Source organism: Inquilinus limosus, from assembly GCF_051487185.1.
Taxonomy (GTDB): Bacteria; Pseudomonadota; Alphaproteobacteria; order DSM-16000; family Inquilinaceae; genus Inquilinus; species Inquilinus limosus_F.
The window spans coordinates 101,039-121,673 of the sequence record NZ_JAHVDK010000009.1 but is presented as its reverse complement, the minus strand read 5'-3'; the positions used below and the strand labels follow the sequence as shown (position 1 = coordinate 121,673).

The 20,635-nt window shown below is 69.3% G+C and carries 20 protein-coding genes; 15 read left to right on the top strand and 5 right to left on the bottom strand.

The window, feature by feature from the left end; translation table 11 throughout:
- Window positions 1-5 precede the first annotated feature (5 nt).
- Window positions 6-1,211: an adenylate/guanylate cyclase domain-containing protein gene (locus KXR53_RS12530; protein WP_437375501.1), complete on the top strand. Its 1,206-nt coding sequence runs from the start codon at window positions 6-8 to the stop codon at window positions 1,209-1,211.
- A 4-nt stretch (window positions 1,212-1,215) separates the two neighbouring features.
- Here KXR53_RS12530 and KXR53_RS12525 read toward each other — a convergent pair whose 3' ends face one another.
- Window positions 1,216-2,529, bottom strand: a complete 1,314-nt coding sequence (locus KXR53_RS12525) for an aminotransferase class V-fold PLP-dependent enzyme (protein WP_437375500.1) — start codon at window positions 2,527-2,529, stop codon at window positions 1,216-1,218.
- Window positions 2,530-2,684: 155 nt separating this feature from the next.
- On the opposite strand from KXR53_RS12525, the gene KXR53_RS12520 reads away from it, so the two are divergent.
- The 8 genes from KXR53_RS12520 to KXR53_RS12485 all read left to right on the top strand — a co-directional run bounded on the left by KXR53_RS12520 (window position 2,685) and on the right by KXR53_RS12485 (window position 9,466).
- The gene (locus KXR53_RS12520) at window positions 2,685-3,629 is read left to right on the top strand and encodes an AAA family ATPase (protein ID WP_437375499.1); all 945 of its coding nucleotides are present in this window, start codon (window positions 2,685-2,687) and stop codon (window positions 3,627-3,629) included.
- Window positions 3,626-4,192, top strand: a complete 567-nt coding sequence (locus tag KXR53_RS12515) for a GNAT family N-acetyltransferase (protein ID WP_437375498.1) — start codon at window positions 3,626-3,628, stop codon at window positions 4,190-4,192. The genes KXR53_RS12520 and KXR53_RS12515 overlap by 4 nt, the downstream gene beginning before the upstream one ends.
- On the top strand, window positions 4,182-5,438 hold the full coding sequence (locus tag KXR53_RS12510) for a vWA domain-containing protein (RefSeq protein WP_437375497.1): 1,257 nt from the start codon (window positions 4,182-4,184) through the stop codon (window positions 5,436-5,438). Before KXR53_RS12515 ends, KXR53_RS12510 begins: the two co-directional genes overlap by 11 nt.
- Window positions 5,435-5,755, top strand: coding sequence for an XdhC family protein (locus KXR53_RS12505; RefSeq protein WP_437375496.1), 321 nt, complete (start codon window positions 5,435-5,437; stop codon window positions 5,753-5,755). The genes KXR53_RS12510 and KXR53_RS12505 overlap by 4 nt, the downstream gene beginning before the upstream one ends.
- A complete protein-coding gene (locus KXR53_RS12500) occupies window positions 5,752-6,462 on the top strand; it encodes an XdhC family protein (protein WP_437375495.1) in 711 nt (236 codons plus the stop codon). Before KXR53_RS12505 ends, KXR53_RS12500 begins: the two co-directional genes overlap by 4 nt.
- Window positions 6,459-8,102 carry an NTP transferase domain-containing protein gene (locus tag KXR53_RS12495; protein WP_437375494.1) on the top strand — a complete coding sequence of 548 codons (1,644 nt, stop codon included), beginning with the start codon at window positions 6,459-6,461 and terminating at the stop codon, window positions 8,100-8,102. Before KXR53_RS12500 ends, KXR53_RS12495 begins: the two co-directional genes overlap by 4 nt.
- A gap of 357 nt (window positions 8,103-8,459) precedes the next feature.
- Window positions 8,460-8,876, top strand: a complete 417-nt coding sequence (locus tag KXR53_RS12490; protein WP_437375493.1) for an iron-sulfur cluster assembly scaffold protein — start codon at window positions 8,460-8,462, stop codon at window positions 8,874-8,876.
- Window positions 8,877-8,935: 59 nt separating this feature from the next.
- A complete protein-coding gene (locus tag KXR53_RS12485; protein ID WP_437375492.1) occupies window positions 8,936-9,466 on the top strand; it encodes an RBBP9/YdeN family alpha/beta hydrolase in 531 nt (176 codons plus the stop codon).
- Window positions 9,467-9,479: 13 nt separating this feature from the next.
- Here the strand turns inward: KXR53_RS12485 and KXR53_RS12480 are convergent, their stop codons facing one another.
- The 3 genes from KXR53_RS12480 to KXR53_RS12470 form a co-directional block, all read right to left on the bottom strand.
- The gene (locus KXR53_RS12480) at window positions 9,480-9,824 is read right to left on the bottom strand and encodes an MmcQ/YjbR family DNA-binding protein (protein ID WP_437375491.1); all 345 of its coding nucleotides are present in this window, start codon (window positions 9,822-9,824) and stop codon (window positions 9,480-9,482) included.
- 14 nt (window positions 9,825-9,838) lie between these two features.
- Window positions 9,839-10,567 carry a type 1 glutamine amidotransferase gene (locus KXR53_RS12475; RefSeq protein WP_437375490.1) on the bottom strand — a complete coding sequence of 243 codons (729 nt, stop codon included), beginning with the start codon at window positions 10,565-10,567 and terminating at the stop codon, window positions 9,839-9,841.
- A gap of 85 nt (window positions 10,568-10,652) precedes the next feature.
- Complete coding sequence (locus tag KXR53_RS12470; protein ID WP_437375489.1) at window positions 10,653-12,005, bottom strand: NAD(P)/FAD-dependent oxidoreductase; 1,353 nt, start codon at window positions 12,003-12,005, stop codon at window positions 10,653-10,655.
- A gap of 99 nt (window positions 12,006-12,104) precedes the next feature.
- Between KXR53_RS12470 and KXR53_RS12465 the strand changes: the two genes are divergently transcribed.
- The 4 genes from KXR53_RS12465 (at window position 12,105) to KXR53_RS12450 (ending at window position 16,227) form a co-directional block, all read left to right on the top strand.
- The gene (locus KXR53_RS12465) at window positions 12,105-13,628 is read left to right on the top strand and encodes a bifunctional metallophosphatase/5'-nucleotidase (RefSeq protein WP_437375488.1); all 1,524 of its coding nucleotides are present in this window, start codon (window positions 12,105-12,107) and stop codon (window positions 13,626-13,628) included.
- Window positions 13,625-14,590: a patatin-like phospholipase family protein gene (locus KXR53_RS12460; protein ID WP_437375487.1), complete on the top strand. Its 966-nt coding sequence runs from the start codon at window positions 13,625-13,627 to the stop codon at window positions 14,588-14,590. Before KXR53_RS12465 ends, KXR53_RS12460 begins: the two co-directional genes overlap by 4 nt.
- A 278-nt stretch (window positions 14,591-14,868) precedes the next feature.
- Complete coding sequence (locus KXR53_RS12455) at window positions 14,869-15,393, top strand: hypothetical protein (RefSeq protein WP_437375486.1); 525 nt, start codon at window positions 14,869-14,871, stop codon at window positions 15,391-15,393.
- A 9-nt stretch (window positions 15,394-15,402) separates the two neighbouring features.
- Window positions 15,403-16,227 carry a hypothetical protein gene (locus tag KXR53_RS12450; protein ID WP_437375485.1) on the top strand — a complete coding sequence of 275 codons (825 nt, stop codon included), beginning with the start codon at window positions 15,403-15,405 and terminating at the stop codon, window positions 16,225-16,227.
- A gap of 153 nt (window positions 16,228-16,380) precedes the next feature.
- Here the strand turns inward: KXR53_RS12450 and KXR53_RS12445 are convergent, their stop codons facing one another.
- On the bottom strand, window positions 16,381-17,181 hold the full coding sequence (locus KXR53_RS12445; RefSeq protein WP_437375484.1) for an AraC family transcriptional regulator: 801 nt from the start codon (window positions 17,179-17,181) through the stop codon (window positions 16,381-16,383).
- Between the two features lie 136 nt (window positions 17,182-17,317).
- On the opposite strand from KXR53_RS12445, the gene KXR53_RS12440 reads away from it, so the two are divergent.
- Both KXR53_RS12440 and KXR53_RS12435 read left to right on the top strand, forming a co-directional pair.
- On the top strand, window positions 17,318-18,547 hold the full coding sequence (locus KXR53_RS12440) for an MFS transporter (protein WP_437375483.1): 1,230 nt from the start codon (window positions 17,318-17,320) through the stop codon (window positions 18,545-18,547).
- A 140-nt stretch (window positions 18,548-18,687) separates the two neighbouring features.
- Window positions 18,688-20,592, top strand: a complete 1,905-nt coding sequence (locus KXR53_RS12435) for an acyltransferase family protein (protein WP_437375482.1) — start codon at window positions 18,688-18,690, stop codon at window positions 20,590-20,592.
- Window positions 20,593-20,635: the final 43 nt, after the last annotated feature.

The following is a 20,635-nucleotide window of genomic DNA, read 5'->3' as shown; positions in this document are numbered from 1 at the left end:
GAGCAATGCTCGATCCTGCCGAGATCATCTGCTGGCTGCTCGGCCCGGCGCGTGCCCTGCCCTCGCCGGCCCCGCTGCTACAGGAGTTGGCCCAGCGCCTGGTCCGGGCCGGCTATCCGCTGTGGCGGCTAACCTTCCACCTGCCGCAGTTCCACCCACTGATCAGCGCCGCCACCTATGAATGGCGGGCCTCGGCCCCCGAGGCGCGCGAGATCCGGTTCGAGCGCGAGCGGGCCGACGGCGAGATGTATCACAATAGTCCGATCGGGCAGATGCACCGGACGGGCGCGATGGTCCGACGGCGGCTGACCGGCCCCGAGGCCAATATCGAGTTCCCGCTGCTGGCGGAGCTGCACGCCGAGGGAGCGGCGGACTATGTGCTGATGCCGATGCGTTTCGGCACCGACCAGCGAACCACCGGCTTCGGCATGGTCGCCGACACTCCGGATGGATTCTCGGACGATCAGATCGCCCTGGTGCAGCGTATCCTGCCCGCGCTCGGCGCCGTCTGCGAGATCATGGTCAACCGGCAGAAGATGGCGCATCTGCTCGACACCTATGTCGGGCGCGAGGCCAGCCGGCGGATCCTGGACGGCGAGGTGGTCCGCGGCGGCGCCCGGTCGCTCGAGGCCGTGCTCCTGTTCTGCGACATGCGGGCCTTCACCGCCCGGGCCGAGGCGACGCCGCGCGACGCGCTGCTGCATCTCATGAACGAGTACTTCACCATCGTGGTCGGCGCAGTGCACGGCGCCGGCGGCGAGGTGCTGAAGTTCATGGGCGACGGCATCCTCGCCATCTTCCGCCTCGGCGACGGCGAGGCCACGGCCGAGGCCTGCGCCCGCGGTCTGATCGGCGCGCTGGACGCCTTCGCCGGCCTCGACGCCATGAACGAGCGCCGCCGGGCCGAAGGGCTGGATGAGATCGAGGCCGGCATCGCGCTGCATGTCGGCGAGGTGATCTTCGGCAATATCGGCGCTCCGGACCGGCTGGACTTCACCGTGGTCGGGCCGGAGGTGAACCGGGCGGCGCGGATCGAGCAGATGACCAAGCTGATCGGCCAGCGCATCCTGACCTCCTCCCGCTTCGCCGAGCTGTGCCCGGTACGCCTCATCTCCTGCGGCACCCGCCGGCTGCGCGGCGTGCCGCAGCCGCAGGAGCTGTTCACCCCGGCCGCCGAGCTGCGCGGCCAGGCGATCCCGGACGCGGCCTGACGGCCTATCCGGCCGTCGAGCCGGTCACGGCCGCCAGCGCCTGCACCAGCCGGTCGAGATCGGCCTCCTGCGTGTACAGGGCCGGCGTCACCCGGATGCACTGGCCGGCCGCCACCCCGGCACGCCGCACCGTCAGCACGCCATGTGTGTCGCGCAGCGCCGCGACGATCGTGTCGTTGGCCGCCTTGTCGGTCCGCCCCGCCAGACGGAACGAGGTGATGGCGCCGTACATCCCGGGCTCGTCGGGGGTGAGGATCTGGAGGTCCTTGAAGCCCTTCACGCGGGAGACCCAGTGGTCGCGCAGATAGCGCAGCCGCGCTTGCTTCTGCCGGGCGCCGATCTCCTGGTGCAGCGCGATCGCCTGAGGCACGGCCAGCATCGCGGCGAAGTTCACCGTGCCCGTATGTACCCGGGAGCGCACATCGGTCTCCGGCCAGTCCTCGTCGCCCATGTCGCGGTCGATGTCGGGCAGCCGGTCCTTGCGGATGTAGAGGAAGCCCACGCCCAGCGGCGCGCCGATCCATTTGTGCAGGTTGAAGCCGACGAAATCGGCGCCGAGATCGGTCACTGCGAAGTCGAGTTGGCCCCAGGAATGAGCGGCATCGACGATCACATCCACGCCGCGCGCCTTGGCCATGGCCGCGATCTCGGCGACCGGGATGACCAGGCCGGTGCGGTGGCTGAGATGGGTCAGCAGCAGCAGGCGTGCCTTGGGATTGGCGGCCAAGACCTGCTCATAGGCGTCCAGCACGGCCTGGCGCGTTGCCGGCTCGGGCAGGGCGAACTTCACCACCTCGACACCGCGCCGGACCTTCAGCGCGTTCATTGCATACTGCATCGAATCATAGTCGAGATCGGAATAGATCACCGTATCGCCCGGCTGCAGCCGGTTGTAGTTGCCGATCAGCAGCTGCAGCGCCTCGGTCGCGCCGCGGGTCAGGGCGATCTCCTCCGGCGCCGCACCGACCGCGGCGGCCACGGCCTGGCGAACCTTCTCCAGATCTGCGCCCGACTTGGCCCGCGCATAGAACGAATTGTCGCGGTTCACCATGTCGGTGAGGCGGAGGTATTCGCGCCGCACCGGATCGGCCATGATGCCCCAGTAGCCGTTCTCCAGATTGGTGATCTCGCCGGTCACGGAATAGAGCCTGCGCACCTCGTCCCAATAGGCGGTGTTCCGGGCCAGATCGGCCGCGGTTCCCTCGGGCGCAGCCGGCAGCACGGCAGCGTCGGCGGTCCCGGCACGGGTCAGCGCAGCCGCGGCGACCAGGCCGCCGACCAGCGTCCGCCGGCGGATCGCGAAGGCAGTGTCGATCATCGGTCTCTCCCTTTCCGAAGCCGCCGGAAGGAACCATGTCGGTGGCGAAGGATTGACGACGGGCTGATGACAGCTCGGTGACGGCCCGCGGCAGTGGTGAGACTGGCCCCTGCCCGTCCATGCCCGTATTCTGCCGGAAAACTGGGATTCGTCCGATGAACGCTGCCGCCCTGCCCGCCTCCGTCGAGGAGACCCTTGCCCTGCTGTCGCGCGGCGACTATGTCGCCGACCGTCCGCTGGCGACCGCGCTGTTCCTCGCCCTCAGGCTGAAGCGGCCGCTGTTCCTGGAGGGCGAGGCCGGCGTCGGCAAGACCGAGATCGCCAAGGTGCTGGCCACGACGCTGGGCCGGCGCCTGGTGCGGCTGCAGTGCTATGAAGGCCTCGACATCGCCGCCGCGGTCTATGAGTGGAACTACCAACGCCAGATGCTGGAGATCCGCCTGGCCGAGGCCGGCGGCGTGCAAGACCGCGACCAGCTGGCCAGCGACATCTTCGCCGAGCGCTTCCTGATCCGCCGTCCGCTCTTGCAGGCGCTGGAGCCGGATGTCGCCGGCCCAGCCGTGCTGCTGATCGACGAGCTGGACCGCACCGACGAGCCCTTCGAGGCCTTCCTGCTGGAAGTGCTGTCCGATTTCCAGGTGACGATCCCGGAGCTCGGAACCATCAAGGCGGCGGAGCCGCCGATCGTGATCGTCACCTCGAACCGCACCCGCGAGATCCACGACGCGCTGAAGCGCCGCTGCTTCTACCACTGGGTCGACTACCCGACGGCGGAGCGCGAGCGCGCCATCCTGCACGCCAAAGCGCCGAACACGCCGGAGGCACTGAGCGCCCAGATCGTCGCCTTCGTGCAGAAGCTGCGCCGCATGGACCTGTTCAAGCAGCCGGGCGTGGCCGAGACGCTGGACTGGGCCCAGGCGCTGACCGAGCTGGACGTGCTGGAGCTCGACCCCGACGTGGTGCGCGACACGCTCGGCACCATCCTGAAGTACCAGGACGACATCGAGCGCGTCCAGGGCGCTGAGGCCGCGCGACTTCTGTCCGAGATGCGGGCGGAGATCAACGCCGCGGCTGCCGCCGCGGTGTCGATGCCGGTATGACCGACGGCGGCTTTGCCCCGATCCGAACCGACCGCCTGATCCTGCGGCGTTTCGCGGCGCGGGATGCCGGGGCGTTCCGTGCCTATCGCGATGATCCCGACATCGCGCGCTGGCAGGGCTGGACCGGCTGCGGTCGGGAGGAGGCCGAGGCGTTCGTTGCCGAGATGGAAGCTGCCCCCTACGGCCGGCCGGGCCAATGGTTCCAGATCGCCGTGGCCGACCGGGCGGCCGACCGGCTGCTGGGCGACATCGGCGTCCATGTCCTGGCCGCGGATCCGCGGCTGGTGGAGCTCGGCATCATCCTCGCCGGCGGCGCTCAGGGACGCGGCCACGCGACCGAGGCGCTGGACGCCCTGATCCGGCGCCTGTTCACGGAGGAGGCCCGGCACCGGCTGCACGCATCGATCGACCCGCGCAACGCCCGCTCCGTCGCCCTGTTCGAGCGGCTGGGCTTCCGGCGCGAGGCGCATTTCCGGCGCTCGGTCTGGGCCAAGGGCGAGTGGTGCGACGACGTCGTCTACGCCCTGCTCGCCGAGGAATGGAGCGGCCGCCATGCCGCCTGATGCCGCCGCGGCCGAGAAGGGCCGCCTCGCCCTCAACGTCATGCAGTTCTGCCGGGCCCTGCGCGCCGCCGGGCTACCGGTCGGACCCGGTCGCACCCTGGCGGCGCTGGAGGCGCTGGAGACGGTCGGCGTCGGGAGCCGGCAGGACGTCTACTGGGCGCTGCACGCGACGCTGGTGAATCGGCGCGACCAACGCGAGATCTTCGATCAGGCGTTCCACCTGTTCTGGCGCAACCCGGACATGCTGAAGCGCGCCATGACGCTGATGCTGCCGCAAATCCAGACCGGCAAGGAGGAGGAACGCGCGGTCAACCGGCGGGTCGCCGAGGCCTTCGCCGACCGGCGCCAGCCCGGCCGCGGCGAAGCGCCGGAGGACGCGAAGGAGCCGCCCGAGCTGGAGGTCGACGCCAGCCTCACCTTCTCCGAGCGCGAGAAGCTGCAGTACAAGGATTTCGAGCAGATGAGCGCCGAGGAGCTGGCCCGCGCCCGGGCGGCGATCGCGCGCTTCCGCCTGCCGGTGCGCGACGTGCCGACCCGGCGGTACAATCCTCATCACACCGCGGCGCTGATCGACATGCGCCGGACGTTGCGCCAGTCGCTGCGCGCCGGCGGCCATTCCATCGATCTGGCCCGGCGCATCCGCCGGACCCGTCCGCCGCCGCTGGTGGTGCTGTGCGACATCTCCGGCTCGATGAGCCAGTATTCGCGCATGCTGCTGCATTTCCTGCATGCGGTGACGACCGAGCGCGACCGGGTGCACAGCTTCGTCTTCGGCACAAGGCTGACCAACATCACCCGGCAGCTGCGCCGACGCGACGTCGACGACGCGCTCGACCGCGTCGGCCGGGCGGCGCAGGACTGGGGCGGCGGCACCCGCATCGGCGCCTGCCTGGCCGAGTTCAACCGGGTTTGGGGCCGCCGCGTGCTGGCCCAGGGCGCCGTGGTGCTGCTGATCACCGACGGGCTCGACCGCGACGCCGGCGACCGGCTGGAGGCGGAGATCGACCGGCTGCACCGCAGCTGCCGCCGCCTGATCTGGCTCAACCCCCTGTTGCGCTGGGACGGTTATGCGCCAAAATCTATGGGGGCCCGTGCCTTGATGCCGCATGTCGACGAGTTCCGCCCGATCCACAGCCTGGCCAGCCTGGCCGAGCTGATCGACGTGCTGGCAGAGGCCCCGGTCCACGGTGACAGGCGTATGGCCAGGTGGCGGCATTTCGCCGCCCAGCAGGAGGTGGTTCGATGACCGATCGCGACGACGTGTTGGCCCAGGCCTCGTCCTGGGCGGCCGAAGGGCGCAGGGTGGCGCTGGCGACCGTGGTCTCGACCTGGGGCTCCTCGCCGCGCCCGGCCGGCAGCCAGCTGGTGATCGACGGCGACGGCCGGATGCAGGGCTCGGTCTCCGGCGGCTGCATCGAAGGCGCCGTGGTGCGCGAGGCGCTGGAGGTGATGGAGGACGGCAAGCCGCGCCTGCTCGATTTCGGCGTGGCCGACGAGCAGGCCTGGGAGGTCGGTCTGGCCTGCGGCGGCAAGGTCCAGGTCTTCGTCGAGCGCCTCTCATGAAGCTCGCCCTTTTGCAGGCCCTGCAGGCGGCGCGGGCGGAGCATCGCGCCGCCGCGCTGATGACGGATCTGATGACCGGCGCCCAGGCGCTGTGGGTCGACGGAACAGCGACGGGCGATATCGAGATCGACGATGCCATTCGTGCCGCCGTGCAGGAGGCGATCCGGCACAATCGCAGCCGCACCACGCCGGACGGAAGGCTGTTCATCCACGCCTTCGTCCCACCGCTGCGGCTGGCGATCGTCGGCGCCGTCCACATCGCCCAGGCGCTGGCGCCGATCGCGGCGATCGCCGGCTACGACGTCACCGTGATCGATCCGCGCCGCGCCTTCGCTTCCGACGAGCGCTTTCCGGGCGTGAAGGTCAGCACGGAATGGCCGGATGACGGGCTCTCGGCGCTGAAGCCTGACGCACGCACCGCGGTCGTCACCCTGACCCATGACCCCAAGCTGGACGATCCCGCGCTCGACGTCGCGCTGCGCTCCCCCGCCTTCTACATCGCCGCCCTCGGCAGCCGGAAGACGCATGCCGGGCGGCTGGAGCGGCTGACCGCGCGCGGCCACGGGGCGGAGGCGCTGGCCCGGATTCACGGCCCCGCGGGCCTTGCCATCGGCGCGGTGTCGCCGGCCGAGATCGCGCTCGCGGTGATGGCCCAGATGACCGCCGTGCTGCACGGCGCCGAACCCCACGGAAAGGTGCCGGCGTGATCTTCGGCTCCCTGCCCACGGCCGAGGCCGCCGGCGCCATCCTGGCCCACGCCGTCGCCGCCGGCGACACGGTGTTCCGCAAGGGACGGCGGCTGAGCGAGGCCGACATCGCGGCCCTGCAGGCCGCCGGCGTGCCGGAGGTCCAGGCCGCACGGCTGGAGCGCGGCGACATCCACGAGGACCAGGCGGCGGAGCGGGTGGCCGCGGCCGTACAGGGGCCGGGGCTGACCGCCAGCGCCGCCTTCACCGGCCGGGTGAACCTCTATGCCGAGGCGGCCGGCGTGGTGGTGATCGACCGCGAGCGGATCGACCGGCTGAACCGGCTCGACGAATCCATCACCATCGCCACCCTGCCGGAATGGGCCGAGGTCGCCCCGAAGCAGATGGTGGCGACGATCAAGATCATCCCCTTCGCCGCGCCGGGGGACGCGGTGTCGCTGGTCGAGGCGATGGCGACGCTGCCGGCGCGCGGCCCGGCGCTGCGCCTGGCCCGCTACCGGCCGCTCAAGGTCGGGCTGATCCAGACCAAGCTGCCGACGACCAAGCCGACGGTGCTGGACAAGACCGCCCAGGTGACGGCGGAGCGGCTGTCCCGGCTGGGCGGCACGCTGGCGCGCGAGCGGCGGTCGGACCATCGGGCCCCGGCGCTGACCAGCGAGATCCGCATGGTGCAGAATCTCGGCCTCGATCTGCTGCTGATCGCCGGCGCCTCGGCCATCACCGACCGGCGCGACGTGCTGCCGGCCGCGATCGAGGCCTCGGGCGGCATCGTCGAACATTTCGGCATGCCGGTCGACCCCGGCAACCTGATCCTGATGGGCCGCATCGGCGCCATGCCGGTGCTGGGCCTGCCCGGCTGCGCCCGTTCGCCCAAGCTGAACGGTTTCGACTGGGTGCTGCAGCGCATCGCCGCCGGCCTGACCGTCACCCGGCTCGATGTCATGGCGATGGGGGTCGGCGGCCTCCTGGCCGAGATCCCGACCCGCCCCCTGCCCCGCGATCGTGCCGCCGAGGGCAACGGCCTGCCGCGCGCGCCGACCATCGGCGTGGTGGTGCTGGCCGCCGGCCAGTCGCGCCGCATGGGCGAAATCAACAAGCTGCTGGCCCCGGTCGAGGGCAAGCCGATGGTGGCGCACGCGGTCGACGCCGTGCTGGGGGCCAAGGGCATCGGCCCGGTCGTCGTCGTGACCGGCCATGAGCGCGAGCAGGTCGAGGCGGCGCTGGCGGACCGGGCAGTCACCTTCATCGCCAATCCGCGCTATGCCGAAGGGCTCAGCACCTCGCTCGCTGCCGGGCTGGCGGCTCTGCCGCATGAGGTCGACGCCGCCATCGTCTGCCTCGGCGACATGCCGCGCATCAGCCCAAGGCTGATCGAACGGCTGGTTGCGGCCTACGCTCCGGGCGAAGGGCGGTCGATCGTGGTGCCGACCCACAGCGGCAAGCGTGGCAACCCGGTGCTGTGGGACCGCCGCTTCTTCCCGGCCATGGCCGCGGTCGCGGGCGATGTCGGCGCCCGCCACCTGATCGGCGAGCATGCCGACGAGGTGGTCGAGATCGAGGCCGGCGACACGACGGTGCTGTTCGACGTCGACACGCCCGAGATCCTGTCGACCCTGACCGAGAGCAAGGCGCGGAAGTGAATTAAGCCCATGAGATTGCGCAGCGATCGCACGAAAAGGATAATGCAAGTCACGTCAGGGTTGATTCTTTCTGCGGCATTTTCATTATTTGCTAGTGGATGGTTGACAGGGCTCTGGATCTGGAAAAGGATGCCAAGATCCACAGATCCAGAGAACGGATTTACTGTGCCAGTTTTGCTTCACGGAGAAACGGCCTTTGCAACAGAATTAGCGGCCTCGATATATAGCATATTTCCATATGTCGGGATTGGGCTATTCTTTGTTTGGGCAATTATGGATTTCCATTTAGATCCATTTGATCGGCACAGGAAGTGACCACCAGCGAGAGCGAGATCCTGAAGAGACGGGAAGCCAGGAATGATCGATGCGCTCTACGATCAGGCGATCCTGCAGCGGGCGCGGGCGGCGACCGGCGCCGGGCGGCTGCCGCAGCCGGACGGGTCGGCGATGATCGACAACCCGCTCTGCGGCGACCGGGTCACCATCGACCTGACCTTGGCGGACGGCAAGGTGTCCACCGTCGGCCATCTGGTGCGCGGCTGCGTGCTGTGCGAGGCGGCGGCGGTGCTGATCGCGGAGAAGGCGATCGGCCAGGCACCGGATGCGCTGCGCGCGGCGGCGGCGGGAATCAAGCCGATGCTGCGCGAGGGGGCGCCGCCGCCCTGGCCGGAGCTGGAGATCTTTACCCCGGTCCGTACCGTGCGAAGCCGGCACGATTGCGTCGAGCTGCCCTTCCGGGCCCTGACCGCGGCGCTGGACAAGGCCGGCGCTTGATCCCCGACGCCGATGGGCACATCTAGGGCCTTCATCGTCCCGACGCCGCACCAGATCCCATGAAATCCTCCGACGCTCAGATCCTGATGGTCCCAGGCCTGGCCTCGCCGGACGAGGGCCATTGGCAGTCACGCTGGCAGTCGCGGCTGCGGACCGCGCGCTGGGTCGGCGCCGCCGGTGATCCCGCGGACCGGGAGAGCCGGGTCGCGGCCCTGGTCGAGGCGGTCGAGGCCGACGACAAGCCGGCGGTGCTGATCGCCCATGGCCTGGGCGTGCTGGCGGTGGCCTTCGCCGCTCCGCGCCTGAACGGCCGCGTCGCCGGCGCGCTGCTGGTGGCGCCGTCCGACCCGGCTGCAGCCGGTGCACCTGGCTATGAGGAGGTGCCGCGCGACCCGCTGCCCTTCCCGTCCCTGCTGGTCGCCAGCGCCAGCGATCCCCATTGCGCCTTGGCCGTGGCCGACGAACTGGCGGCGGCCTGGGGCAGCCATTTCGTCGACGCCGGCGACGCCGGCCATCTCGACAGCGCCAGCGGCCACGGCCCCTGGCCGGAAGGCCTGACCCGCTTCGCCATGCTGATGGCACGGCTGTAACCGACGGCCCCTATCAGCCCTTCGCCGCCTCGAACTCCCGGACCAGCCTCTTCGGCGCCACCGCGCGCCAGCGGCGCAGCAGCAGGGCTTCGACCGCGCGCGGATCGGCCCTGGGCAGGCGCATCAGCACGATCGGCGAGTCGCGGTAGTGCGGGGTGACATGGAACACCTCGGGCTCGGCTTCCGTCAGCATCTCGCGCTCGTCGAAGCTGACGCCGAGGACGACCAGGGTCTCGCCGTCCTCGCGCAGCCGGGTCAGCAGCTTGCCCTTCACCTTCAGCGCCGGCGTGCCGTAGGAGGTGGAGCGTTCGACACCCGGCCAGGCCAGGGCGATGGCGCAGACCTCGTCGAAAGTCACCGCTGCCCCTGCTCTCAGGCCGCCCGCTGGCTCTCCGCCTGCGCCGCGCGGACCATCTCCATCCAGCGCAACCCGACCTGGCGGGCGAAGCGGATCGAGGCCGGGACATGCTCTGCCAGCTGGTCGCGATAGGTGGCGAAGAAGGCCGGGAACTGCTGCTGCGTCCACTCCGGAGAGACGTCGATCCAGCCCTGGACGATGTCGGCCGTGATCTCGAGATGGAACTGCAGCCCGTAGACGCCCGGGCCCGCGCTGAAGGCCTGGTTCGGACAGGCGGCGTTGGTCGCCAGCAGGGTCGCGCCCTCCGGCAGGTCGAAGGTGTCGAAGTGCCAATGCATCAGCCGCGGCAGCGCCAGCCCCTGCAACAGCGGATCGGTTTCCGCCGCGGCGGTTGTCTCGATCGCGGTGAAACCGACTTCGGGCGTGTGATGGCGGCGGACGGCACCGCCCAGCGCCCGCGCCAGCAGCTGGCTGCCGAGGCAGATGCCCAGCACCGGCTTGCCGGCCGCGGCGAAGGCGCGGATCGCGATCAGCTCGGCCGGCAGATATGGGTGCGCGGCATCGTCGGCCGCATGCTGGGTGCCGCCGAGCACCAGCAGCCCGTCATGGCCGGAGGCGTCCGCCGGCAGCGCGTCACCGTGCTCCGGGAACCGTACATCCTCGACCCCGCCCGCTTCCACTATGGCTTCACCGATCACGCCCGAGGGGGTCAGGTCCGCGTTCTGGATGGTGAGGATCTTCACGCGCTCGCTCCACCAATGCGTCGCCACGACGCTAAGTCGGTTCCCGACCCGTCGCCAATGCCGAGAATGCGGGGCGGCCCCGGCGTCAGAGGGCATCCTGGATCATGAACTTCAGATAAGCCGCCTTCAGCAGCCAGCGCCGCCAGGGGCCGAGCGGGAAGCGGGTCGGCGGCGTCGCCATCAGCGCCGGGATGCCGACGCCCGGCACCGGCCGACCGGTCATGGCATAGGCCATGGCGCGGCCCGACCAGCCGGCGCTGGCGACGCCGTTGCCGTGATAGGCCAGCGCGTACCAGACGCCGGAGTCATCTGGCACCTGGCCCAGCATCGGCGTCAGATTGGCCGACAGGCAGACGAAGCCGGACCAGAAATGCGTGGTCTGGACGTCGCGCCAGGCGGGATAGGCGATGCCGATCCGATGCTCCAGCCAGCGCCGGTAGCGCGCTGTGGCCTCCGGGCTGCCCCAGGTGCCGCCGCGGGCGCCGAGCAGCAGGCGGCCATCCTTCAGCAGCCGGAAATAGAACAGCAGGTTGCGGGTGTCGGACAGCGGCGTCTCGGTGGTCCAGCCCTGCGCCGCCCGCTCGGCCTCGGTCAGCGGCCGGGTGACGACGATATTGGACAGGGCCGGCAGGAAGGTGCCGGCGAGATATGGGTGCAGCCCGTCGGTCGTGTAGCCGTTGGTCGCGATCAGCACCCGCTTCGCCCGCACCGAGCCGCCCGGCGTGACCAGCCGATGGACGCCGCCCTCCCGCTGCCAGCCGAAGACACGGCTGCGGTCGTGGATCCTGGCGCCGCGCGCCAGGACGGCGCGGGTCAGGCCGCGATGGTATTTCAGCGGGTGCAGGCCGAAGCCGGCGGCGTGGTGCAACGCGCCATGCGCCTCCGGCCCGGCATGGCCGCGCTCGCGCAGCTCCTCCCGGCTCCACAGCGTCGAGGTGAGGCCGGAGATCTCGCGGTCCCAGCGCGCATCCTCCTCCAGCTCGCGCATCCGGCTGGGCTTGTGGGCGACGCTGATGATGCCGTCGCCCTGGCGGTCGAGATCGATCCCCTCGTCCCGGGCCAGCGCCGCCACCAGCTCGGTCGCCTCGACCTGGGCGGCGTAGTAGCGGCGCACCTCGTCGCGGCCGACCCGCTTCAGCATCGCGGCGCCAGAGAGCTTGGCCGCGCCGACGCAGTTGAAGCCGCCGTTGCGGCCGGAGGCGCCCCAGCCGATCGGCCCGGCCTCCAGCACCCGGACATCGACGCCAAGGTCGCGGGCCAGGTGCAGCGCCGCCGACAGCCCGGTATAGCCGCCGCCGATCACCGCGACCTCGCAGCTTTCGTCGCCGGCGAGGGGAACACAGCCTTCGGGCGGCGGCCCGGCGGTGCCCTCCCAATAGCTCGGAACGGTGCGGGCGGTATCGGCGGCGGCCGGATGATAGAGATTCGTCAGGGTCATCCGATCCGCTCACTTGTCACCGATCCGAAACGCGCCGGAGGATGACACCGGGCGGCGGGCCGGTCCATTCTGGCGCCACCATCGGAGGGAGATCCAGCCATGCAGGGACCGTCGCGCCGCCAGGTCATGCTCGCCACCGTCTTCGCCGCAGCGCCGCTGCCCGGATGGGCGGCGGCGGCCCCGCTGCGCCTGACCTTCCTGCATGTCAACGACGTCTACGAGATCGGCCCGGTGCGCGGCCAGGGCGGCTTCGGCCAGTTGGCGACGCTGCTGAAGCAGGCCCGCGCCGAGAACCCACACACCATCACCACCTTCGGCGGCGACACGCTGTCGCCCTCGGTGATGTCGGGCCTGACCAAAGGCTCGCAGATGATCGACCTGTTCAACGCCGTCGGCGTCGACTACGCGGTCTGGGGCAACCACGAATTCGACTACGGGCCGGAGCTGGCGTCGCAGCGCATCGGCGAATCGAAATTCCCCTGGCTCGGCACCAATGTGCTGGGCAAGGACGGCAAGCCCTTCGGCGGCGGCGTCGCCACCACCACCCGCAAGGTCGGCGACTACACCATCGGCTTCCTCGGCATCCTGACGCCAGAGACGGCGACGCTGTCGAGCCCCGGTCCGGACATCAGCTTCCCCGACATCATCACCACGGCGCAGCAGGCGGTCGAGGCGCTGAAGGGCGAAGGCGCCAACATCCTGGTGGCGCTGACCCATCTCGGCATCGCCCAGGACCGGCAGCTGGCGCAGTCGGTGAAGGGGCTGCACCTGGTGCTGGGCGGGCACGACCACGACCCGATCATGTTCTACGAGAACAACGTCCTGATCTTCAAAGCCGGCTACGATTCGCACTATCTCGGCGTGGTCGAGCTGGAGATCTCGACCCGCGAGACCAAGGACGGGCCGGTCATCGCCGTGCTGCCGAGCTGGGAGGTGCGCCCGACCGCGGGGGTCGACCCGGATCCGGAGATCCAAGGCAAGGTCGACGCCTTCAACAAGGCGCTGGACGATGCGCTGGGCGTCGTCATCGGCTCCACCTCGGTCGAGCTGGACAGCCAGCGCGGCGACGTCCGCACCCAGGAGACGACGATGGGCAACCTGATCGCCGACGGGGTGCGCTGGGGCACCTCGGGCGCGCAGATCGCCATCGTCAACGGCGGCGGCATCCGCGGCGACCGGCTGATCGCCGCCGGCACGCAGCTGACGCGCAAGGACATTCTGACCGAGCTGCCCTTCGGCAATGTCGCGGTGCTGCTGGAGCTGACCGGCGCCGAGATCCGCTCGGCGCTGGAGAACGGCGTGTCCCAGGTCGAAGCCGTCGCCGGCCGCTTCCCCCAGGTCTCCGGCCTCGCCTTCGCTTGGGATCCGGCCAAGCCAGCAGGCAGCCGGGTGGTCTCGGTCACGGTCGACGGCAAGCCGCTGGACGACGCCGCCGTCTATCGCGTCGCCACCAACGACTACATGGCCGGCGGCGGTGACGGCTATGCCGCCTTCACCAAGGGCAAGGTGCTGATCGACAGCTCGGCCGGCCGGCTGATGGCGACGGTGGTGATGGACTATGTGACCGCGATGAAGACCGTGGCGCCGAAGGTCGACGGCCGCATCCGGCGGATCTCGTCGTGACCGTGGATATCGGCGGCACCGCTCCGCCGGTCCTGGGCCTGGCCCTCGGTGGCGGCATCGCCCGTGGCTGGGCCCATATCGGCGTGCTGCGGGCGCTCGACGCTGCCGGGATCCGGCCGCAGGTGGTGTGCGGCAGCTCGGTCGGCGCGCTGGCCGGCGCCGCCCATCTCTCCGGCCGGCTCGACATGCTTGAATCGTGGGCACGTGGGCTGAACCGGGAGCGGATGGTCTCCTATCTCGATTTCGGCCTCGGCCTGCCGGCCCTGATCAGCGGCCGGCGGCTCGGCCGGCTCCTGGACCAGAGCTTCGGCGACCTGCGGATCGAGGATCTCGGCGTGCCCTTCGGCGCGGTCTGCGTCGACCTCTTCACCGGGCATGAGGTCTGCCTGCGCGAGGGCCGCGTCTCGGAGGTGCTCCAGGCCTCCTACGCCCTGCCCGGCGTGTTCCCGCCGCGGCGCATCGGCCGCCACATGCTGGTCGACGGCGCCCTGGTCAACCCGGTGCCGGTCTCGGTCTGCCGGGCGCTCGGGGCCGAGGTGGTGATCGCTGTCAACCTCAACGGCGACATCATGGGCCGGACCCGTCTGCCCGAGGGCGGCTATGCCCGCATCGCCGGCTTCGACATCCTCGAGCTGATGCCCGCCGGCGGCCTCTTGAGCGGCATCAACGGCGTCGCGCGCAAGCTATTCCGGCGCGACCCGGACATGCCGAGCCTGTTCGGGGTGATGATGGCCTCGCTCAACATCATCCTCGACCGGATGGGCCGCACGCGCTTGGCGGCGGAACCGCCGGACGTGTCGATCGACCCCAAGCTGGGCCATATCGGCAGCGCCGAGTTCGACCGGGCGGCGGAGTTGATCGAACTCGGCTACCAGGCGGCGGAGGCGGCGATCCCCGACATCCGCGAGGCGCTGCGCGTCACCTCCTACGGTCTGGCGCCGGAGGCGTCGCCGGCCGGGTAACCGCGCCGGCTTTGCTTGGCGCCGCCTCTCCCGCGGTCCGCGGGTCGAGCACTCATTCACTCAACAGAAACGTCATCGCGAGGCGTGCAGCGCCGTGGCGATCCAGAGGACCACTGGATTGCCACGCCCCCGTGAATCGACACCTGTGACTTGCGTTACACGGGTGGCCGGGCCGGTCATGTCACCGTGCGAATTGAAGACAAGACAGCAGCCGCTTCGTTCGTTGTCGCAACTTCGGGATATCCGGATGGATCCCGACCAGCAACAGGGAGGAGCAGGTGCGTCACGGCAGGACATGTGTCCGCTTTGCGATCGCCGCAGCGTCGGCGGCGCTGTCGGTGCAGGCCGCTGCGCAGCAGACGGCATCGACCGCCTCGTCGTCCAGCATGCCTGATTCCGAGGCCCGGCCGGCCTATGGGACGGTTTCTCTGGTCGGCGGTTTCCCTGTCGATCCGTACCCGATCGGCGTTGTTGCCGGCGGTCCGTATTCCGCCGCCGCGCTCGGCACGGACTGCATCGGCAACATCACCCCCACCCAGGCCGACGCCAAGATCGAGTTCGCGAACGGCCACCGCCCCTTGAGCATCTATGCGGCGGCGGGCTCGGATGTCGCCCTCATCGTCCGCACGCCACTCGGGAGGTGGATCTGCGTGGACGACACGGATGATGGCGGCACCAATCCCGCAATTACCTTCGAGAGCCCCTCGAACGGCACCTATGCCGTCTGGGTCGCGGCGGTCGACGCCTCGAACCGTCCGGTTCCGGCGGTGCTGGTGATCAGCGAATTTCCTCCGATCTGGTGAGGATACGTCATGCCTGCCAAGACCATACGCTCCGCGATGCTCCTGGCGTTGATCGCCGCGGGCTGCGCCCAGGTCCCCCAGCAGAAGCCATTCCCCGACTACATCAAGGTGCCGGACGAGCAACTGGGGGCGGGCGCACAGCAACCGATGGGGTCCGGCCCCGACCCTTCGGACGCCGCCGAGATATCCGCTTCGGCCAGCCTTCTTGCCCGCAAGGCCCAGATGACCCGGTCGACGCTGGACCTGGCGGTCGTCACCACCCGGTCGCGCCTGACGCGGCTCAAGCAGCAGATCGTGCAGGCCAAGCAGGCTCTCGACGAAAGCGGGGGGCGCCGCGCCCATCCGGAGCAGTACGCCGCCTTGGACGAGGCGCAGGGCCAGATGAACCTGGCCCTCGCCCGGACGCGCGCGTCGACCAGCCGCCAGGCGGCAACGGTGCCCGAGCAGACCTCGACCGTTCGCGATCTGGGACACCTGATCGCCTCGGTGTCCGGCGTCGTCGACACGATCAGCAGCGGCTCTACCGCGCCCCCCGCGGCCTTGACGGCCGAGGTCGCGATCGCAGCGGCCCCTTCGGCCGCCCCGCCGGCTGGCGCTTCGCCGCTGGCGGCTCAACCGGGACCGGCCGCGCCGTCGGGCGGAACGCCAGCCGGCACTCCCCCGCAGCCGGGCCCGCCGGGGACCGTCGCAACGCCGGCTGTACCGCCGAACACCACTGCCGAGGCCGACCCGGTCTATGCGAGGCTGCTGGCGCGTGCCAAGCCGTCACGGCCTTTGCAGACGACACCGCAGGCGACGGTTCCGCCCGCCGACGGCGCTGTCGGCACGCCCTAGCTGCAGGGTCTGATCAGATCGTTCGGGTTTGCCGCCGGCCTGGTCAGGCCGAAGGGCGACAACGCATAGCGACTGCGACCTGGCGGGTGTTCAGCGTCGGGGTCCCGCCTGACCGAGCGACCGAGACGCCTCCCGATCCGGCGGCACGCGATCTCAAGCGGCGGGAATTGTCCGGCCATCCTCGCCCGCAACGAAGTAGCGGCTGGGCGGCGCACCGAGCAGGCGCTTGAACATGGTCGTAAAGGCGGCGGCGCTGTCGTAGCCGAGGTCGAGGGCGACGGTGGTCACCGGCTCGCCCGCCGCCAGCCGCGGCAGGGCGGCGAACAGGCAGGCCTGCTGCCGCCAGGCGGAGAGGCTGAGGCCGGTCTCCTGCCGGAACAGCCGGGTGAAGGCGCGGCGGCTCATGCCCAGCACGCCGCACCAGTCGTCGATCGTGTCGTGCGGCGTCGGCCCCTCGAGGAACCGCCGGCAGCGCGCCGCCAGGGCCGCATGGCCCGGCAGCGGCAGGTTGAGCGGCAGCACCGGCATCCGCGCGATCTCCTGCAGGATCAGCGCCATGACCAGCCCGTCGCGACTGTCGGGGTCGTATTCCAGCGGCAGGTCGACGGCCTCGATCAACAGGCTGCGCATCAGCGGCGACACGCCGACCACACGGCATTCCGTCGGCAGGCCCGGAACGGCATCGGCCTCGACATAGACGCTGCGGACGCTGACGGCGCCGATCAACTGGACATCGTGGGTGATGCCGCCCGGGATCCAGACCCCGCGCTCCGGCGGCACCACCCAGCGCCCCTGCTCCGTCCGGACCAGGAGCACCCCGTTGGTGCCGTACAGCAGCTGCGACCGCCGGTGCCTGTGCGGCAGGATCGCATAGTTCGCCGGGTAATCATTGCCGATGGCGATGATCGGACGAGGCGTGGCCTCGTAGTCGGGCGGGGCAGCGTTGCGGACCATGGCCCACTCTCGAAGACGATTGACCAAAGCACGAAAGCAGGCTGCCGCGAAAGGCGTATCTTTGCCCGAACCGGAGGCACTCTCGCCTCCGGGTGCCTCTGTGATGGCCGCTCAGCGGTCATCGGGACGATCGGGAATGACGAGTGGAACACTGGGCCGCAGGCCCGAAACCGACGGAACAGTCTTCACAATCCTGGCCGCGATCAGCTTCAGCCACCTGCTGAACGACATGATGCAGTCGCTGCTTCCGGCGCTCTATCCGATGCTGGCCTCGGATTTCGGCCTCGATTTCGGGCAGGTCGGCCTGATCACCTTCGTGTTCCAGCTCACCGCCTCGATCCTGCAGCCGGCGATCGGCCTCTACACCGACCGCAACCCGCAGCCTTATTCGCTTCCGGTCGGCATGGGCTTCACCCTGATCGGCCTCGTCGTGCTCTCGGTCGCCCCGAGCTTTCCGCTGCTGCTGCTGGGCGCGGCGCTGGTCGGGATGGGCTCCGCCGTCTTCCATCCGGAATCCTCGCGCATCGCCCGGCTGGCTTCGGGCGGGCGGCATGGGCTGGCGCAGTCGCTGTTCCAGGTCGGCGGCAATATCGGCTCGGCGATCGGGCCGTTGCTGGCAGCCTTCATCGTTCTGCCCCGCGGTCAGGCCAGCATCGGCTGGTTCTCCGCCGCCGCCCTGCTGGCCATCCTGGTGCTGACCGGCGTCGGTGCCTGGTACCAGCGGCAGCGGCGCAACCTGGCGGCCAAACCGCGCCGCACGGCGCCCCCCGTCGATCTGTCGCGCGGCAAGGTGGGCCTGTCGCTCGGGATTCTCGGCCTGCTGGTGTTCTCGAAATACGTCTACCTGGCCAGCCTGACGAGCTACTTCACCTTCTACCTGATCCAGACCTTCGGCGTGTCGGTGCAGGAGGCGCAGATCCACCTGTTCATCTTCCTCGGCGCCGTCGCCGTGGGGACGGTGGCAGGCGGCCCGATCGGCGACCGCTTCGGCCGCAAGGTGGTGATCTGGGGGTCCATCCTGGGCGTGCTGCCCTTCACGCTGGCCATGCCCTATGTCGGGCTGACCGGCACCGTGATCCTCAGCATCGTCATCGGCCTGATCCTGGCCTCGGCCTTCTCCGCCATCGTCGTCTATGCGCAGGAGCTGGTGCCGGGCAAGACGGGCACCATCGCCGGCCTGTTCTTCGGCTTCGCCTTCGGCATGGGCGGCATCGGCGCCGCGGTGCTGGGCGAGATCGCCGACCTGACCAGCATCGGCTTCGTCTACCACCTCTGCTCCTTCCTGCCGCTGATCGGGCTGCTCACCGCCTTCCTGCCGGATCTGGAGCGGCCGCGGCCGGCAGTCGCCGGAGCGCCGGCGGAGTAGCACACGCCCCGGGGGCAGGCAGTCCCAGCCCGCCCCCGGCCGCCCCTCATCGGGGCTTCGACGCGTCGGAATTCGAGCCTAGCGCCGCAGCTGCTTCTTTGATAGAGCGGCAGGACAATCGTCTTATCCTGCGGTGCACCATGTCGATCGGCTACCGGAAAGACATCGATGGATTGCGCGCGGTCGCAGTCGTTCCGGTGGTTCTATACCACGCTGGCATATCCCTTCTGGGCGGCGGCTTCGTCGGCGTTGACGTCTTTTTTGTCATCTCTGGATATCTGATTACTTCGATACTTGCGAACGATATAGAGACTGATCGCTTTTCCATTGTGTCGTTCTACGAGCGGCGAGCCCGGCGCATCTTTCCAGCGCTGTTCACCATGATGCTGATCAGCAGCATTGTCTTCACTATAATTATGCTGTCGTCCGACCTTCTGGCCTTTGCAAAGAGCATCATCGCCGCGGTGTCATTTACATCAAATATTCTATTTTACAGGGAGTTTGGATATTTTGCAGTGTCGTCCGCCTTCAAGCCGCTACTCCACACCTGGTCATTGGCAGTGGAGGAACAGTTCTACATCTTGTTCCCAATCTTGCTCTATGTCCTGTCCAAGGCAGGACGATGGAAGCGAAACGCAACGCTGACGGCCATTGTCGGCCTGTCCCTCGCCATCAACGTCTGGGGCATCGCCTATCATCCCAACGCCACCTTCTATCTCCTCCCAGCCCGGGCCTGGGAACTGCTGCTCGGATCCCTGCTGGCGCTGAACGTCATTCCCGCCCCAGCGACGCGCGGCCTGCGCGAGATCGCCGCCGCGCTGGGCCTGGCGCTGATCGCCTATAGCGTGCTGACCCTGACGTCGGCCGATCCGTTTCCGGGATGGAATGCCGCCCCGCCCTGCATAGGGGCGGCGCTGATCATCTGGGCGGGAGCCGGTGGAAAGAGCCTCGGCGGCCGCCTGCTGGGACTTAGGCCGGTCGTGTTCATCGGCAAGATCTCCTACTCGCTCTATCTCTGGCACTGGCCGATTATCGTCTTCGTCAAGTACAGCACCAGTCGAGAGCTCTCGGAGGGCGAGACCGGCCTGGTCATCACATTGTCGCTTGCGGCCGCCGTCCTGTCGTGGCGGTACATCGAGCAGCCGTTCCGCGGCAGGGGCAGCCCGTTCAGTCGGCGCTGGATCTTCTCGTGCTCTGCCGCGGCGACAGCGCTGCTCCTGTCGATCGGGGCCGCCACATACGTGGCCAAGGGCTGGCCGCAGCGCTTCCCGGAGGCGATCCCGATCATCGAAAAATACGCAGCCTACAAGCCGGGAGGCGAACTGCTCCGGAGTCGTACCTGCTTCCTGCACGAAGACCAGTCGTTTGCGGAGTATCCGGTCGATACCTGCTACGGCGGCGAGGCGCCAGACATTCTAATCTGGGGCGACAGCCAAGCCGCCCAACTCTACCGTGGCTTGTCCGTCAAGGCTGCCGACGCAGCTCTGTCCGTCGGTCAAGCCACATACGCTGCCTGCCTGCCCGTCCTTGGGCTCGATCACAATACCTATCCCGGCTGTGCAGAGTTCAACGATCGCACTGTCGACCTGATCCGGTCGAGACCTCCGAAGACCGTCGTTCTCGGTGGCCGCTGGGAAACGCTGCAGGATCAACGTGATGTCTCGAAGCTTGAGGATACAATCGCCGCGCTTCGTAAGATTGGCGCTGCGGTCCTCGTCGTCGGCCAATCGCCCTCCTTCTTTGCGCCGGCCTATGCTCTCTACATCCGGGGCATGCGCTCCGGTTCCACGGATGCTCCTGTCGCAGGGAATGACCACACGGAGATCAACCGGTGGATAGCCGATGCTGCTGATCGGGGTGGCGCCAGCTTCTTCGCCCCCGACAGCCTGTTTTGCAACGGCACCATGTGTCGAATCCAGACAGATGGAACGCTGCTCTTTTGGGATCGCCTGCATCTGACGATCGAGGGGTCGGAATACGTCGGAGCGAAACTTTTCGAACAGTACGGCGCAGAGTTGTCGCTACAGGCGCGGGCCAAGCTGTAGGCACGGCGGCGGACGCCACCCCGGGCTGCAGCCTCGGCAGTTC